Source organism: Janthinobacterium sp. PAMC25594 (assembly GCF_019443505.1).
In the GTDB taxonomy this organism is placed as follows: Bacteria; Pseudomonadota; Gammaproteobacteria; order Burkholderiales; family Burkholderiaceae_D; genus Janthinobacterium.
Genome location: NZ_CP080377.1, coordinates 5,237,786 through 5,253,346 on the forward strand (window position 1 = coordinate 5,237,786; position 15,561 = coordinate 5,253,346).

Sequence of the window (15,561 nt, forward strand, 5' to 3'; positions counted from 1 at the left end):
AGTTAAACTTGCCGCTTTACTCACACTGGCGCTGCCTGAACATGAAAATTTGTCTTTCCTTATTGAAAACGGCATTGCTGGGAGCGAGCTGCCTGCTGGCCGCTCCGGTTTTTGCCGCCGCGCCCGTTCCCTACCCGAATACCAGCGCCATGGGCGTGGGCCACGCGGAAAGTACGGCCTGGTATGCGACTTGCCTGAAGGTCAAGGATGCGGTGCCGCCACCGGCCGACCTGCCGGCGCCATCCGCCGTGGCATCGCTGCAGCAGTGCCAGGCGAGCGAGCTGTATTACGATACCAAGAGTATGTCCTCGCCCAAGCCGGTCGACTGGCGTCCCGCGCGCCATTGCGCAATGGCCACGCAAAATAGTGCCGTGCTGATGATGCTGTACCAGAATGGGCAAGGCGTGCAGAAAGACCCATTGCTGGCCCTCAAGTATGCGTGCAGCATCGATGCGGCGCCGGCCGAGATGCAGGGCCGCATCGAACACTTGCAGCAGATCAATTCCAGCGGACGCGGCATGATGGACTGGTGCGACGACATCACCAGCGGCTACATGATGGGCGTGTGCAGCGCCATCGATGCGCGGCAAAAGCAGCGCATGCGCGCGCAGGCGACAGGCAAGGTCAGCGCAAGCATGCCGGCCGTGGCGCAAGCGTCGCTGCAAAAGCTGCAGACGGCGGCAAGCAAGTTTGCCGACGCGCGCGCAGCCAGTGAAACGGACTTGAGCGGCACGGCGCGCGCCGCCCAGAGCATCGCCGCCCGCACGGCCGAGCTCGATCTGCTGGCGCAGGATGTGCGCGAATATGAAGCGGGCAAGTTGCCTGTCAGCATGTCGAAGGCGCAGGTGGCGGCGCTCGACAAGGAGCTCAACGCCATCTATGGCAAGCTGATGAAAAAGCCGGCGGAAACCCATGCTGGCGCCGTGGACAAGGAGGGCATCCGCGCCACACAGCGCTTGTGGCTGGCGTACCGCGATGCCTGGATGAATTTTGGCGCCGTGCGTTATCCGTCCGTGACGAGCGACACCTGGGCCGGCCTGTTGACGGCGCGGCGCAATGCCCAATTACAAGATTTGCTGGAGAATTGACGCATGCGCGAAGCCTATTACCACGAAGACGATTTTTGCATGATCGAATTGCTGCCGCTGGATAACTTGCAGCACTGTTTGACGCAGATGGGCGAGCAGCAGGCGTTCGCCGATGCACACCGCAGCGGCGCCGGCTGGACGGACATGTACGTGCCCGAGGCGCCACCGTCGCCACTGCGCGCGCTGGGCCTGACGGCCGGGCAGCTGCGGCTGGCGCTGGCCGATGCCATGCCGCCGTATGACGCCGTCTACACGGGCTACAGCAGTTATCGCGTGGAATGCAAGAACGTGCTGGCCTTTGGCGGCGAGAAGACGGAAACCCTGTTTGCGGGCTTGGGCGAGGACGGCATCGTGGTGGATTTGTGGTGCAGCGACGCCATGCCTGAGTTGTTGCTGCTGCCCTTGAAAGAGCAATTGCTGCTGGCTGACTGGGGCGCGGGGTTTGCGTGCCCGCTGGCCGATGGCGACCTGTTCGCCCGCTATCTGCGGGAATACGAACTGGATTGATCGAACTGAACTGATTACTCGCAGGCGATGGCGTTCGGTTGCGCCACCTTGACCACGGACGCCAGGCGCGCCATGTCGTTGCCGTCGCCTTGCTCGACGTACGGTTGATAGGTATCGATGACGATGCGCGCACGCGCTTGCCAGCCGCAATTGTCGGCCTGGCGCGCGGGCACGCGCAGCAGCCGGCGCGCCTGGGTGTCGTTGCTGAAACAAAACCATGCGTCGTGCGTGGCGGCAGGGCGGGGCAGGCGGCCCCACTGCGCCTTGTCGGGCGCGAAGCAGACGCGGTCGCCGATGATCTGCAAGCTCATCTCGTCCGTGCGCAGGCTGTACTGGCCGTCGAGCACGATGGGCGCTTGCGCCTGCGCTTGTGCACACAGCAGCAGGGCGGGGAAAAGCAGGGCTGCAAGTTTCATGCGTTTCTTTCAGGGCTGGCCAGACGAAAGGCCAGTATAACCGTGGGCGCGGAAATGCAAAAAGCCCATCCGTGAGGATAGGCTTTTTGGTACTGCGCATTCGTGGTAGGCCGTGCGGGATTCGAACCTGCGACCAACGGATTAAAAGTCTGCTGCTCTACCAGCTGAGCTAACGACCCGAAAGAGGCCGCATTATATATCAGTTGAAAAAGAATGCAAAGCATTCCTGCGAGAAAGTGCTGGCCAGCTAAGGCAGGGCTGCCGTGAGCTTCAGCACTTCGTCGATGCTGGTCGTGCCATCGATGATCTTGCGCGCACCGGCGATGCGCAGCGGTGTCATGCCGTCGAGGATGCTTTGGCGACGCAAGGCGTGCAGGTCGGCGCCTGCCTTGACCAGCTGGCCGAATGTTTCCGTCACGCTCAGCAGTTCATAAATGCCGGCACGCCCCAGGTAGCCGCTGTGCCGGCACAGGGCGCAGCCGACGGCGTGGTACATGGCCTGCGGCCGTTCCAGCTGGCCGCCCGTCAGGCGCTGCCATGCGGCGGCGTCCGGGGCGGTGCCCGGCTGTTTGCAGCCCGGGCACAGGCAGCGCAGCAATCGCTGCGCCAGCACGCCGATCAGGCACGCTTCCAGCAAATAGGCGGGCAAGCCCAGTTCCAGCAGGCGCATGACGGCCGAGGGCGCGTCGTTGGTGTGCAGGGTCGACAGCACCAGATGGCCCGTCAGCGCCGCCTGCATGGCCATCTCGGCCGTGGCCAGGTCGCGGATCTCGCCCACCATGATGATGTCGGGGTCTTGCCGCATCAGCGCCCGCACGCCATCGGCAAACGACAGTTCGATGCCGGCCTGGCTTTGCACCTGCATCTGGTTGAAGGCCGGTTCGACCATTTCGATGGGGTCTTCCACCGTGCACACATTGACTTCGCTGCCGGCCAGCGCCTTCAGGGTGCTGTACAGGGTGCTGGTCTTGCCCGAGCCGGTGGGGCCCGTCACCAGTACGATGCCGTGCGTGCGCGCCGTCAGCTGGCGCCAGCGTTCGGCGTCCGCGGGTGGAAAGCCCAGCTCCGCCAGGCTCTTGACGGCCACTTCCGGGTCGAAGATGCGCATGACGAGCTTTTCGCCGAAGGCGGTGGGCAAGGTCGACAGGCGCAGCTCGATTTCCTGGCCCTGCGCATTGCGCGTCTTGATGCGGCCATCCTGCGGGCGGCGCTTTTCCACGACGTCCATGCGCCCGAGCAACTTGATGCGCGCCGTCATGGCCAGCAGCACCACGGGCGGCAGCTGGTAGGCCTGGTGCAGGCGGCCGTCGATGCGCAGGCGCACGAAACCCGCATCGCGCTTCGGTTCCAGGTGGATGTCGGAGGCGCGCTGGGCAAACGCGTATTGCCACAGCCAGTCGACGATGCGCACCACGTGCTGGTCGTTGGCGTCAAGGTTGCCCTTGTTGCGCCCCAGCTCCACCAGCTGCTCGACATTCTGGCGCAGCGCCAGGTCCTGCGTGGACGCCAGTTTTGCCACCTTGACGGAACTGGCCAGGCTGAAAAATTGCGCGATGGCATCGGCGATGTGCAGCGGGTTGGCGATGACGAGGCTCAGCTTGCGCGGCGCCAGCTTGCCCAGCTGCGCCTGCCAGGCGAGCGCGTAGGGCTGGGCCGTGGCGATGACGATGCGGTCAAGCGTGCTTTCCACGGGCAGGATATTAAAACGGGCGGCATAGCCGGCCGTCATGACGTCGGCCACCTGGCTGAAATCGATGTGCAGGGGATCGATGCGCACATACGGCAGGCTTGCGCGTTGCGCCAGCCACGCGCACAGGGTGTCGAGCGTGAGTGCGCCATGGGCGATGCTGCACAGTGGATGCAAGGCCGGCGCCGGCAGCAGGGCGGCCTGGGTGCTGATGGCGGCCGCTTGCGCCGCATCGAGCAAGCCGTCTTCCTGCAGCCAGGCCAGCAGTTGCGGCAGTTGCAGCGGCGTGTCGGGTGAAATGGGGGAAGGAGGAGGGGAAGCGGACATGGCCGGCGCCTTTCAGGGCTGCCGGCCTTGCGTGGGGGTACCGGCGCTTACAGGGTGCTGACGATGCCCTTGACCCAGGTCTTGGCGGGCAGCTTGGTCGCGGCGACGATCTGCTTGGCGCGTTCCAGCAGGGCCGCTTGCGCTTCGGCATCGAGCGCCACTTTTGTCTTGAACGCGATCGCCACCACATTCCCATCATGGACTTCCGGCAGGCAGATCACCTGTGCAAACGCAAACTTCATCGCCTTGATGTTCTTCGCGTAGCTGGGGTGGTCGCCGAACAGGTTGACCGTCATGATGCCGTGCGGCGCCAGGCAGGCGCAGCAGGCGGAATAAAAGTCCGCGCTGTCGAGCACGGGGCCGCGCGCCGTGGCGTCATACAGGTCCACCTGCAGGGCGTCCAGGGTGCCATGGTTGGCGTCGTCGTTGACGTAGTCGAGCGCATCCATCTCGCGCACGTGCAGGCGCTCGTCGTTGGGCGGCAGCTTGAACATCGAGGCGCAGATGGTGATGACGGACGGGTTCAGCTCGATGGCTTCGACTTGCGCCTGCGGGAACTGGCGGTAGCAGAACTTGGTCAGCGCTCCCGTGCCCAGGCCCAGCTGGGCGAGGCGCCGCGGTTGCTCGATCCACAGCATCCACGCCATCATCTGCTGCGCGTATTCGAGCTCCGGCCAGTCCGGCTTGCGGATGCGCATGGCGCCCTGCACCCATTCCGTGCCGAAATGCAGATAGCGCACGCCATCCATTTCGGACAGGGTGACAGGGGCGTAGCGGGGCTTGCGCGCGGGGCGCGAGGATTCGACTTGTTCGATGGATTTTCGTTTGATAAGCATAAGGCGGCCTGAAAGTGTGCCGCATTATAGCGTGCCATAAAAAATGCCAGCCGCTGGGGCTGGCATGGTACGGGACGCTTGCTGCGCTTACTGCTGAGCTGGCTCGATGGAGACGCGCAAACGGATGCGCTCGCCCGGATCGTAGGACATGATGCTCGTGTAGTTGCGGCCGCGGTAGTCGTAGGTGACCTGGTAGCCATTGTTGCGCGATTCCCAGTGGTCGACCTGACGGCATTGCTTGACGGCTTGTTCCTGCATGCCGCCCTGGTAATTGTTCTGGTTGTCGACACGGTCGCCGACGACGGCGCCGGCAATCGCGCCAGCGGCCGCCGCAGCCGTGCGGCCATTGCCGCCACCGACCTGGCTACCGAGCAGGGCGCCGGCGATACCGCCGACGATGGAGCCGCCAGCGCTGCGCTGTTGCGGCGGCGCTTGCACTTGCACGTATTCCGTACGGCATTCCTGGCGTGGGCGATTGATCTGCTCCACTTGCGGCACGACGCGCACGACCTTGCCGAAATCTTCAAAGTCGGCGGCCTGGGCGAGTGGCAATGCACCGATACAAAGGGCTGACATCATCAATTTGGCTTGCAAGTTCATTTCTAACCTCATTATGTAGAGAATCTTTCAGGGTATTTTTTACAACTTGAGTCTATAGTAATCCGACTCGCTGGCCGGTTGTCGTTCGCATGGCAACAAAATGTAACAGCCCAAGCCCCTTGCCCCACAGTCTGTAACATGCACTTTCAATCGATACATGATGTTGGATGACTTGAAACCAGCGGTTTGTAACAAATCTTGCGTTTGACATCATATTCGGGTTGATTCATACAGGACAACACGTTACCCTAATACGCGTATGGCTTATATAAAATCGCACTGAATCGCATAAAAGTTGATACAGATCGAATCACCGCGTGCGCATTGACCCGCGTGCGGGGATGCAATAAGAAGAGCAGCTAGAACAAATCCATACATAACAGGTCGATTTGAGGGAAAAATGAGTTTGTTACTAACCGTGCCGCCCAACCTTGTCCAGTCCATTCGTGCCTTTCGCGTGACCGAGTTACAAGACGAGGCGATCCGTCTCGGGCAGCACTTTTTATATGCGCATTGCAACGCTGGACAGACCAAACAACAAGTCATCGGCATTATTGCGGAAGCATTCCTGTTTCCGAAAAACCTGGCAAAGAATTTCGATGCCCTGCGCCTGTGCCTGACGGATACCATGCACAAGGCCGGTACGCAAACGGGCTTCCTGGTGGTGCTCGAGCAATTGCCAAATACGCAAAAATTCGACAAGGAAGCGCGCGAGATCCTGCTCGACGTGTTCCGCGATGCGGCCGACTACTGGGCCGAGAAGAAAGTGCCGTTCCGCGTCTTCTATTCGTTCGAGTAAATACTTACTCTCGTTACAGTAGCGTAAAGTCCGCCTTTTTCCCGCTAGGCAGCCGGCATTGTCCGGCAAAAGCGGGTGTTGTGCGAGCATGTTGCGGCGCAACAATATCGCCGGCCTTTCTTGGTTCGCATCGCCATAGCGGGTACAATGCGCGCTATGAAAAATATCGTTATCCTCATTTCCGGACGCGGCAGCAACATGGAAGCGGTCGTGCGCGCGGCGCAAGCCGAGCAATGGCCAGCCCGTATTGCCGCCGTCATCAGTAACCGGGCCGACGCCCAGGGACTGGTTTTTGCCGCGGAACACGGGATAGCGACGGCAGTCGTTGCCAACAAGGATTATGCCAGCCGCGAGCAGTTTGATGCGGCGCTGCAAGCCGTGATCGACGGCTACACCCCCGACCTGGTCGTGCTGGCCGGTTTCATGCGCATCTTGACGCCGCCCTTCGTCGAGCATTACGCGGGGCGCATGCTCAATATTCACCCGTCGCTGCTGCCGCTGTTCCCGGGCATGGCGACGCACCGCCAGGCGCTCGAGGCGGGCGTGACGGAACACGGCGCGACCGTGCATTTCGTGACGGCCGAGCTCGATCATGGCCCGGCCGTGGCGAGCGCGAAAGTCCCCGTCTTGCCAGGCGACACAGAAGACAGCTTATCGGCGCGCGTGCTGGTACAGGAACATCTGCTTTACCCGCGCGCCATCCGCCTGTTCATTGACGATAAACTGTCAGTCGAGCATGGTCAGGTCCGCGTGGACCCTCAATAAAATATTACAGGAAGAATAACAATGAGATTGCCACCAGCGATACTTGCCAATGCTGAAGAAGTATTGCGCGAAATTTTACGTTTCACGGCCCCGGCCGACACCACCCTGTCGCGCTATTTCCGCGACCATCCGCGCCTCGGTTCGCGCGAACGCGGCGCCATCGCCGAAGGCATTTATGCCGTCCTGCGCAACAAATCGTTCTTTACCGATTTCGCCGAAGCGGGCAGTGGCCCGACCATGCGCCGTTTGACCATCCTCGGCCTGGCCGAAGCGGTGGGTGCCGACTCCCTGGGCGGCCTGACGGAAGAAGAAGTGGAATGGCTGGAGCGCATCACGCAAATCGACCGTAGCCTGATGCCGTCGAACATGCGCGCCAACATGCCGACCTGGCTGTTCGACAAGCTGATCGCCCAGTTCGGCGAAGCGGAAACCATGAAGCTGGCCGATGCGCTGAACGCGCCGGCGCCGCTGGACTTGCGCGTCAACTCGCTCAAGGCCACGCGTGAAGACGTGATGCTGGCCCTGGCCGAAGCGCCGATCCTCAGCACGCCGACGCCGTATGCGCCGCTGGGGCTGCGCGTGATCAAGAAGCCATCGTTGCAAAACATGCCTTTGTTCCAGAGCGGCGCCATCGAAGTGCAAGATGAAGGCAGCCAGATCCTGTCGCAGATCGTCGGCGCCAAGCGCGGCGAGATGGTGGTCGATTTCTGTGCCGGCGCGGGCGGCAAGACGCTCGCACTGGGCGCGCTGATGCGCAACACGGGCCGCTTGTATGCGTTTGACGTATCGGAAAAGCGCCTGGCCAAGCTGAAGCCACGCATGGCCCGCAGCGGCCTGTCGAACGTGCATCCGGTGCAGATCGCGCATGAGCGCGATGCCAAGATCAAGCGCCTGGCCGGCAAGATCGACCGCGTGCTGGTCGATGCCCCGTGTAGCGGCCTGGGCACCCTGCGTCGCAATCCGGACGTGAAATGGCGCCAGCAGCCGAACTCCATCGTCGAACTGCAAGCCAAGCAGGCAGCCATCCTGGCCGGCGCGGCGCGCCTGGTCAAGGGCGGCGGCCGCCTGGTGTACGCCACCTGCAGCTTCCTGAACGAAGAAAATGATTTTATCGCCGAGCAATTCCTGGCGGCCCATCCCGACTTCACCCTGGTGCCGATGAGCAAGGTGCTGGCCGAACAGAAGATCGAGCTGGAAATGGGCGACTACCTGAAATTGCTGCCGCACCTGCACCATACCGACGGTTTCTTCGCCGCCGTGTTCGAACGCAAGGTCATGCCGAAAAAAGTCTACGCCGATGAAAAACCGGCCGACGACGTTGACGCTGAACCCGCCGAGTAAGCCTGTCACGGGCCGCCGCTGCACCCTGCAGTGGCGGCCTTCAATGCCGCCAGCCCGCCTGGCGGCATGGGATCACTCCCCATCCGTACCATCTTCGTCCCACCTTCCGGACCGCATCCGCCATGAATGAAACCCCGCTGCTCAACCTGATCACTGATTTTGTCAATGATTTCCGCCAACCGGCCATCCTGTGGCAGGCGCTGGTCATCCTTGCCTGCCTGGCGCTGAGCTGGCTGCTGGTGCGGCAGTTGCGCGTGTTCCTGCACAAGCGGGCGGAAGCGGCGACGACGCCAGCCACGCCGGAAACCTTGCAGCGCACGGATAGTTTCATCCGCATTTTGACGCCCGTGCTGGCGGCCATGCTGCTGGGCATTGCGCAACATTTCCTGGCCAAGTTCCAGTCGGTGAATCTGCTCAGTATCGCCATCCCTCTGTGTACCTCGATGGCGCTGGTGCGCTTCGGTTTTTATGTGTTGCGCCGCATTTTTGCCCGCCATGGCGATATCAGCCCCACCATGTTGTTGCTGGAAAAGATATTCACGGTGGTGGTGTGGGCCGGCATGGCCCTGTACATCACGGGCCTGTGGCCGGAATTGCATGCCTTCCTGGAAGGCATCGTCGTGCCGCTGGGACGCAACAAGGTCTCAGTGGCTGCCATCTTGCAAGCCGCTATTTCGGTGGCCGTGCTGCTGGTGCTGGCCATGTGGGCCGGCACCTCGCTCGACGAGCGCCTGATGAAAATGCCGGGCTTGCACACTTCCCTGCGCGTGGTGCTGTCGCGCATGGGCCGCGCCGTGCTGATCCTCGTTTCCGTGCTGGTCAGCCTGTCGCTGGTGGGCATCGACCTGACGGTGCTGTCCGTGTTTGGCGGCGCTTTCGGCGTGGCGCTGGGCTTTGGCTTGCAAAAGATCGCCGCCAACTTCGTCTCCGGTTTCATCATCCTGCTCGACCGCAGCCTGACCATCGGCGACATGATCACGGTGGGTCAATTTACGGGCAAGGTGACGCAGATCAATACGCGCTATACTGTATTACTGGGTGGCGATGGCGTTGAATCCATCGTGCCGAATGAAATGCTGATTTCCGGCGGCGTGCAGAATATGTCGCTGAGCAACCGCATGGTCTGGCTGTCGACGGCCGTGTCGGTCGGCTATGAAACGGATATCGATGTCATCTTCCCCTTGCTGGAAGCGGCGACGGCCAAGGTGCCGCGTGTGTCGCAAAGCAATCCGCCCTCGGCGACCCTCGTGCGTTTCGGCGCCGACGGCCTCGATGTGCAGATCGGCTTCTGGATCGCGGACCCGGAAAACGGCACCGGCGGCGTGAAGTCGAATGTGAACCGCGCCATCTGGCGCACCTTGCAGGAACATAAGGTCACTGTACCGTTTCCGCAACGCGAATTGCGTATTGTTGCTACGCCTCCTGCCCCGCTTGCCAGCGCGGCAGACGGTGAGTCCGCGCCATCTGGCACCCAGCCTTAACCTCGCTGCCTGCCTCCGATTTTGCCTGATAGCACCCATTAGGGCGTACAATCACGCCTAAAATTAACTCTGCCGGACCTCCAGAGTCACTGGAGCGACCGTGCGCATGCCCTGTCCACTTGGAGTAGCAGTAATGACATTGAGTTCCGTTTTACACGACGTTTTGCAGTTCATGGCCACTGGCATTACCGATCTGTCCGCATGGCAAGTTTTCCTGTACACCATGGTGGTCACGCATATCACGATCGCCAGCGTCACGATTTATCTGCACCGCCACCAGGCCCACCGGGCGCTGGAATTGCACGCCATCCCCAGCCATTTCTTCCGTTTCTGGCTGTGGCTGACGACGGGCCAGGTGACCAAGGAGTGGGCGGCCATCCACCGCAAGCACCATGCCAAGTGCGATACGGAAGAAGATCCGCACAGCCCCGTGACGCGCGGCATCAAGAAAGTGTTCTGGGAGGGCGCCGAGCTGTACCGCGCTGAATCGAAGAACATGGAAACCATGGCCAAGTACGGCCACGGCACGCCGACGGACTGGATCGAGCGCAACCTGTACACCAAGTACAGCTGGCTGGGCGTGGTGTCGCTGTTCGTCATCAATTTTGTGTTGTTCGGCGTGATCGGCATTTCCGTGTGGGCCGTGCAAATGATGTGGATACCCATCACGGCAGCCGGCATCATCAACGGCATCGGCCACTACTGGGGCTACCGTAACTACGACTGCGCCGACGCGGCCACCAACATCATTCCGTTCGGCATCTTGATCGGCGGCGAAGAGTTGCATAACAATCACCATACGTATGCGACGTCGGCCAAGCTGTCGTCGAAATGGTATGAAATCGATATCGGCTGGGCGTATATTCGCGCGCTGGAAATGCTGGGCCTGGCCAAGGTGAAAAAGCTGGCGCCGGAACCGAAGTTCTCGCACGGCAAGCTGGAAGCGGACTTCGAGACCTTGCAGTCGGTTATTGCCAACCGTTACGACGTGATGGCCAAGTACGCGAAATCGATCAAGCATGCCTGGAAGGAAGAGCTGGAGCACCTGAAGCACAAGGCCGAGCTGGAAAAGCGCTTCCTGAAATCGTCGCGCAAGCTGATGCAGCGCGAGCCGGGCAAGCTGGCCGATGCGCACCACGAGCAGCTGTCGGAACTGTTCCAGCACAGCAAGGCGCTGGAAACCATGCACCACATGCGCGTGGAGCTGGGCGCCATCTGGGAGCGTTCGCACTTTACGCGCGAGCAATTGCTGCAGAAGCTGCAAGACTGGTGCACGCGCGCCGAAGCGTCGGGCATCCAGTCGCTGCAAGATTTCTCGTTGCGCCTGCGTAGCTATGCCTGAGTCTTTCGTGGTGGTATCACGATAGGCTGGCACTGCGCGTCATGCCCTGTGCATTGAGCGGTTTCATGGATTTAAGCACCCAAAGCCGGATCCTGGAAAGGATCCGGCTTTTTTGTTCAGTAATGAGTTGACGTAAATGACAATAATGTAAAATCCTTTCCATTGCAGTTTATTCAATTGGAAGGGATGTAGTGATGTTAAAGTTTGCAAGACATGTAACGTTTGCTGGTGTGATTGCGGTCCTTTCAGGCTGTGGCGGTGGATCCTCGGCTCCTGCGCCCATGACGGAGCCCGTCAAGCCCGATCCGATTGAAAAGGTCAATTTGGTCGTGAGCGGCACCGTGGCGACGGGCAAGGCCATGGGGGGAGTTGCACTTCACGCCAAATGCCAGGTAGGCGCGGCATCCGCAGCGACCGCCGAGGACGGCACATACAAGATGGCTATTCCTGATGGGAAATTGCCTTGTATCCTGCAAATTACTAATCCATCCGATGGCTCTATGCTGCATACGGTCGTGGCAGGGGAGGGCAGTCAAGCCGTGGCCAATATCACGCCTCTGACTTCCATGATCAGCGCGCGCGTCCTGGGCGGCGCTGCCGGCGCCATGTTTGCCAATTTCGATGCGTCATTGTTGTCAAAAACTGTGACTGCTGCGGCGCTGGTACATGCGCACACGGATGTGATCAGCGTATTGGGGTCGACACTGTATTTCGGTTCCCTCAAGGACTTCATCGGTTCGCCACTGAGGGCCGCCTCGCCAGCCGATATGGGTGCTGGCGACGCACATGACAAGGCGCTTGATCAGTTGTCCGCACGCTTCAACCAGGATCAGTTGCATCTGATTAACTCTGCCTTGGCAGGCAAGCAGACGATGACTGAAATGAACAAGCTGATCGAGAGCATGAAAGCCGTTCCTGATGCCGTTGCAGGACCCGAGCAGCGCGTCGCTATCGGTACCACGGTCACGCTTGATGCCAGTGCCAGCGTCGGGCCTGTTGCCGGGAAGTTGAGCTATGCCTGGAAAATAGTGACCAAGCCGCTGGCCAGTACAGCGCAATTGCGTAATGCCGATACTGCCCACGCTACGTTTCAGGTGGACAGGCCAGGTCGCTACATGGTCAGCGTGGGTGTCAGCGACGACAGCAAGGTGTCTACCAGTTATGCCTACACCGATGTGATCGTCGCGCAGGATGTACCGTTCCTGACCACGCCTGATCTCATCCCGCCTGCCGGACCCAATCTTTCCTCTCAAGAGTATTGGAAAATCGAATATGCGGGGACGAATTCCGGCTACTGCGATGTCTTTTCGGTATCGCGTTATGGCAGTAGTTATACGCCGGGCTTATGCACGTCCCGAGACAAGCTGATGGGGGACTTTTTCCTGAGTGGACGGGTGGAGAATGATGGGAAGGTGACGCTCAATATGCGAATCAATCCGCAAGCGCCCGACAGCACGCAAGTGGCCGCCATCTTTTATGGTGTGTTAAAAGCCGATGGCACCGGGGGCGGTACCTGGAGCATTGCGAACAGCGCCGCGCAAGGCAGTTGGACCGCTACGCGCTATGCGGCAGAAGAGCGGCAGGTATCACCCACACTCAGCAATCCGGAGGCCGGTTCCATCGCCGCCAGCAAAGACGCGATGGCGGGAATCTGGCGACGGCCGACCCAGCAGGTATTTCCCGAGTTCGCGCTGGTTCTTCCGAATGGGGAAACGGCTTGGCAGGTGAGTGCGTCTCCATCGCCCGACTCGGGGTCTGCTCATGTGTTCGGCGGCTTTGTCCGCAATGGGAATGCCTGGGTACTGAATGCCGATGGCAAGATGTATGGATCGAAGAGCATCGACCAAGTGCAGGCAAGCGGCACAATTGTCCCCGGCGAGCGCATCATCGGTACTCTGAGCGTGGCCGGCGGAAAACCGATTACCTTATCTTTTGATTCCTACGCTGTGGACAATGCCCTGGCGCTAAGCCTGGAGGATATCAGCGGCACCTATGTGGGAGCGGGGGCGACGTATATTTCCCCGAGTGGTGCTATCAGCGGAACAACGGAGAGAGGCTGCAAGCTGCGCGGCAGCATTGCCGCCGCCATTCCCGGATCCAAAGCCAATCTGTTCCGCCTGAAGCTGACATTTTATGGGCCGTCGTGGAACCCCAGTCTTTGTAATGAAACGGATATCGGTCCGGATTTCGATGGTTATGCGTACATATCGGCATCGGGAACATATCGCTACATGAACACCATTCTGCGGCCTAGCCTGTTACCGGTCGGCTTCAGTTCGGATAAATTCATGTATATCGGTTATAACTTGGGCACTAAGATCCGCTAGAAAGAGGCCGGAGGAGTGCTGCGGCACTTTTCCGGCATCGCTCCATGCGCGCCGCGTCCATAAAAAAACCGCTCATCGGAGCGGCTTTTTCATCAGAGAACACAATATCAATTACTTGATTTTGGTTTCTTTGTACGTTACGTGCTTGCGTGCTTTAGGATCAAATTTCATGATCTCCATTTTCGCAGGCGTCGTACGCTTGTTTTTGGTAGTCGTGTAGAAGTGACCCGTACCGGCGGTCGATTCTAACTTGATTTTGTCGCGGCCTGATTTTGCCATGATAGCTCCCTTATTCTGCTAATTAGACTTTTTCGCCACGAGCGCGCATATCGACCAATACGGCGTCGATGCCGACTTTATCGATGACGCGCAGACCGGCGTTGGACAAACGCAGGGAGACCCAGCGGTTTTCAGATTCAACAAAAATACGACGATTCTGCAAGTTAGGCAAAAAACGACGTTTGGTTTTGTTGTTTGCATGGGAAACATTGTTGCCGACCATCGGCTTCTTCCCAGTGACTTGGCAAACACGTGCCATGGCGCACTCCTTAAAGATATTCCAAATTGGAAAAACGAGAGTATATCCAAAATAAGCAGATTTATCAATGACTTGCGAAAAACAATTGTGTCATGTTGTATTGGGAAAATTTAACAATTTGACGTTTGCCTGTTCTTCATAGGGAAACCGCTGGTAAACCGCGTTGTTTACTGGTAGATAAGCATCTTGCTGCTGTCACGTATGTCCTTGTTTACACATGGTTAACTGTGACCCAGGGCGGTGCCGGCCTAGATCTGGCCGTGTTCCGCAAACGAATGCACTTGCCGACCGGCCACGACGAAATGGTCGAGGATGCGCACGTCCACCAGCGACAACGCTTGCACCAGCGCGCGCGTCAGCAGTAAATCCGATTCGCTCGGTTCCGGCGTGCCGGACGGGTGGTTATGGGCCAGCATCACGCTGGCCGCGTTGTGCAGCAGCGCCTGTTTCACCACTTCGCGCGGATACACGCTGGTGTGGGTGAGAGTGCCGCGAAACATTTCCTGGGTCGTGATCAGGCGGTTCTTGACGTCCAAAAACAACACATGGAACGCTTCGTGCGCCAGGTTGCCCAGGGTCAGGCGCAAATAGTCTTTGACGGCGTGCGGCGAATTGAGGGCCTGGCCCGCCTGCAAATCCTCGATGATGGCGCGCCGCGCCAGCTCCAGCACCGCTTGCAGCTGGGCGAACTTGGCGCTGCCCATGCCATGTACGGCGGAAAAACTCACGAGGCTGGCGCCAAACAGGCCCCGCAGGGAGCCGAAGTGCTCCACCGTGTCGCGCGCCAGTTCCACCGCGCTCTTGCCGCGCACGCCCGTGCGCAGGAAGACGGCCAGCAATTCCGCATCCGACAGCGAGTGCGCGCCATCCTCGATCAGGCGTTCGCGCGGCCGTTCGCTGGCCGGCCAGTCCTTGATGCCCATGCTGTTCTCCTGTTTGTCACCGGCGCGTGCCCCAGTGTGGCCTTCTTTGACGAAGCCATGGGGCAGGCGCGGCCAGTGTGGCTTACAATATCGTTTTGCATCAGCTACTTGAAAACTCACTATGTCCAACGAGCAACCAGCAGTCGTCACCGAAGCGGCTTACCTCACCCTGCATTATCGTCTTGCTACTGTTGACGGTACTGATATTGTCACTACCTTTAGCGGAAATCCTGCGACCTTGATGCTGGGACAGGGCCAGCTGGCGCCATTCCTCGAGCAGCGCCTGTTGGGCTTGCCTGAAGGCACGCACCAGACGTTCGAGCTGGCCGCCGGCGAAGGCTTTGGCGAGCGCAATCCCGAGCTGGTGCAGTCCGTCTCGCGCGCGACCCTGGACGAAAATTCCGTGCCGGGCGCCGACTACAAGATCGGCGACCTGGTCGACTTCGCCGCGCCGGGCGGCGGCCGCTTTGCCGGCGTGCTGCGCGAAATGCGCGAGGATTCTGCCCTGTTCGACTTCAACCATCCGCTGGCCGGCCAGCCGCTGCGCTTTGAAGTCAAGCTCATTTCGGTCCTGTAAGGAATAG

The 15,561-nt window shown here is 60.0% G+C and carries 16 protein-coding genes and 1 tRNA gene; 9 read left to right on the top strand and 8 right to left on the bottom strand.

Features of this window, described 5'->3' with window-relative positions:
- The first annotated feature begins 41 nt into the window (after positions 1–41).
- A complete protein-coding gene (locus KY494_RS23490; RefSeq protein WP_219888423.1) occupies positions 42–1,088 on the top strand; it encodes a lysozyme inhibitor LprI family protein in 1,047 nt (348 codons plus the stop codon).
- A 3-nt stretch (positions 1,089–1,091) separates the two neighbouring features.
- Entirely contained in the window at positions 1,092–1,595 is a 504-nt protein-coding gene (locus KY494_RS23495; RefSeq protein ID WP_219888424.1) for a hypothetical protein, read from the top strand.
- 14 nt (positions 1,596–1,609) lie between these two features.
- Here the strand turns inward: KY494_RS23495 and KY494_RS23500 are convergent, their stop codons facing one another.
- From KY494_RS23500 to KY494_RS23520, 5 genes are all read right to left on the bottom strand, one after another.
- On the bottom strand, positions 1,610–2,011 hold the full coding sequence (locus KY494_RS23500) for a hypothetical protein (protein WP_219888425.1): 402 nt from the start codon (positions 2,009–2,011) through the stop codon (positions 1,610–1,612).
- Positions 2,012–2,114: 103 nt separating this feature from the next.
- Positions 2,115–2,190 (bottom strand) — tRNA-Lys (locus tag KY494_RS23505).
- Between the two features lie 68 nt (positions 2,191–2,258).
- Positions 2,259–4,025 carry a GspE/PulE family protein gene (locus KY494_RS23510; protein ID WP_219888426.1) on the bottom strand — a complete coding sequence of 589 codons (1,767 nt, stop codon included), beginning with the start codon at positions 4,023–4,025 and terminating at the stop codon, positions 2,259–2,261.
- A 47-nt stretch (positions 4,026–4,072) separates the two neighbouring features.
- The gene (locus tag KY494_RS23515) at positions 4,073–4,861 is read right to left on the bottom strand and encodes a spermidine synthase (RefSeq protein ID WP_219888427.1); all 789 of its coding nucleotides are present in this window, start codon (positions 4,859–4,861) and stop codon (positions 4,073–4,075) included.
- Positions 4,862–4,948: 87 nt separating this feature from the next.
- Complete coding sequence (locus KY494_RS23520) at positions 4,949–5,461, bottom strand: glycine zipper 2TM domain-containing protein (protein WP_034785134.1); 513 nt, start codon at positions 5,459–5,461, stop codon at positions 4,949–4,951.
- Positions 5,462–5,861: 400 nt separating this feature from the next.
- On the opposite strand from KY494_RS23520, the gene KY494_RS23525 reads away from it, so the two are divergent.
- The 6 genes from KY494_RS23525 (at position 5,862) to KY494_RS23550 (ending at position 13,516) form a co-directional block, all read left to right on the top strand.
- Entirely contained in the window at positions 5,862–6,260 is a 399-nt protein-coding gene (locus tag KY494_RS23525) for a barstar family protein (protein WP_071075771.1), read from the top strand.
- A gap of 156 nt (positions 6,261–6,416) precedes the next feature.
- Complete coding sequence (gene purN, locus KY494_RS23530; RefSeq protein WP_070289225.1) at positions 6,417–7,025, top strand: phosphoribosylglycinamide formyltransferase; 609 nt, start codon at positions 6,417–6,419, stop codon at positions 7,023–7,025.
- 21 nt (positions 7,026–7,046) lie between these two features.
- Positions 7,047–8,366 carry an RsmB/NOP family class I SAM-dependent RNA methyltransferase gene (locus KY494_RS23535; protein ID WP_219888428.1) on the top strand — a complete coding sequence of 440 codons (1,320 nt, stop codon included), beginning with the start codon at positions 7,047–7,049 and terminating at the stop codon, positions 8,364–8,366.
- 122 nt (positions 8,367–8,488) lie between these two features.
- Positions 8,489–9,847, top strand: coding sequence for a mechanosensitive ion channel family protein (locus KY494_RS23540; RefSeq protein WP_219135933.1), 1,359 nt, complete (start codon positions 8,489–8,491; stop codon positions 9,845–9,847).
- Between the two features lie 133 nt (positions 9,848–9,980).
- Positions 9,981–11,189 (top strand): fatty acid desaturase, encoded by a 1,209-nt coding sequence (locus tag KY494_RS23545; RefSeq protein WP_141170484.1) that lies wholly within the window; start codon positions 9,981–9,983, stop codon positions 11,187–11,189.
- Between the two features lie 281 nt (positions 11,190–11,470).
- Positions 11,471–13,516 carry a PKD domain-containing protein gene (locus KY494_RS23550; RefSeq protein ID WP_219888429.1) on the top strand — a complete coding sequence of 682 codons (2,046 nt, stop codon included), beginning with the start codon at positions 11,471–11,473 and terminating at the stop codon, positions 13,514–13,516.
- 111 nt (positions 13,517–13,627) lie between these two features.
- Here KY494_RS23550 and rpmG read toward each other — a convergent pair whose 3' ends face one another.
- From rpmG to radC, 3 genes are all read right to left on the bottom strand, one after another.
- The gene (gene rpmG / locus KY494_RS23555) at positions 13,628–13,795 is read right to left on the bottom strand and encodes a 50S ribosomal protein L33 (protein ID WP_010400929.1); all 168 of its coding nucleotides are present in this window, start codon (positions 13,793–13,795) and stop codon (positions 13,628–13,630) included.
- Between the two features lie 22 nt (positions 13,796–13,817).
- Positions 13,818–14,054 (bottom strand): 50S ribosomal protein L28, encoded by a 237-nt coding sequence (gene rpmB / locus KY494_RS23560; protein WP_010400928.1) that lies wholly within the window; start codon positions 14,052–14,054, stop codon positions 13,818–13,820.
- 248 nt (positions 14,055–14,302) lie between these two features.
- Positions 14,303–14,977, bottom strand: a complete 675-nt coding sequence (gene radC, locus KY494_RS23565; protein WP_219135935.1) for a DNA repair protein RadC — start codon at positions 14,975–14,977, stop codon at positions 14,303–14,305.
- Positions 14,978–15,098: 121 nt separating this feature from the next.
- On the opposite strand from radC, the gene KY494_RS23570 reads away from it, so the two are divergent.
- On the top strand, positions 15,099–15,554 hold the full coding sequence (locus KY494_RS23570) for a peptidylprolyl isomerase (RefSeq protein WP_070224501.1): 456 nt from the start codon (positions 15,099–15,101) through the stop codon (positions 15,552–15,554).
- Positions 15,555–15,561: the final 7 nt, after the last annotated feature.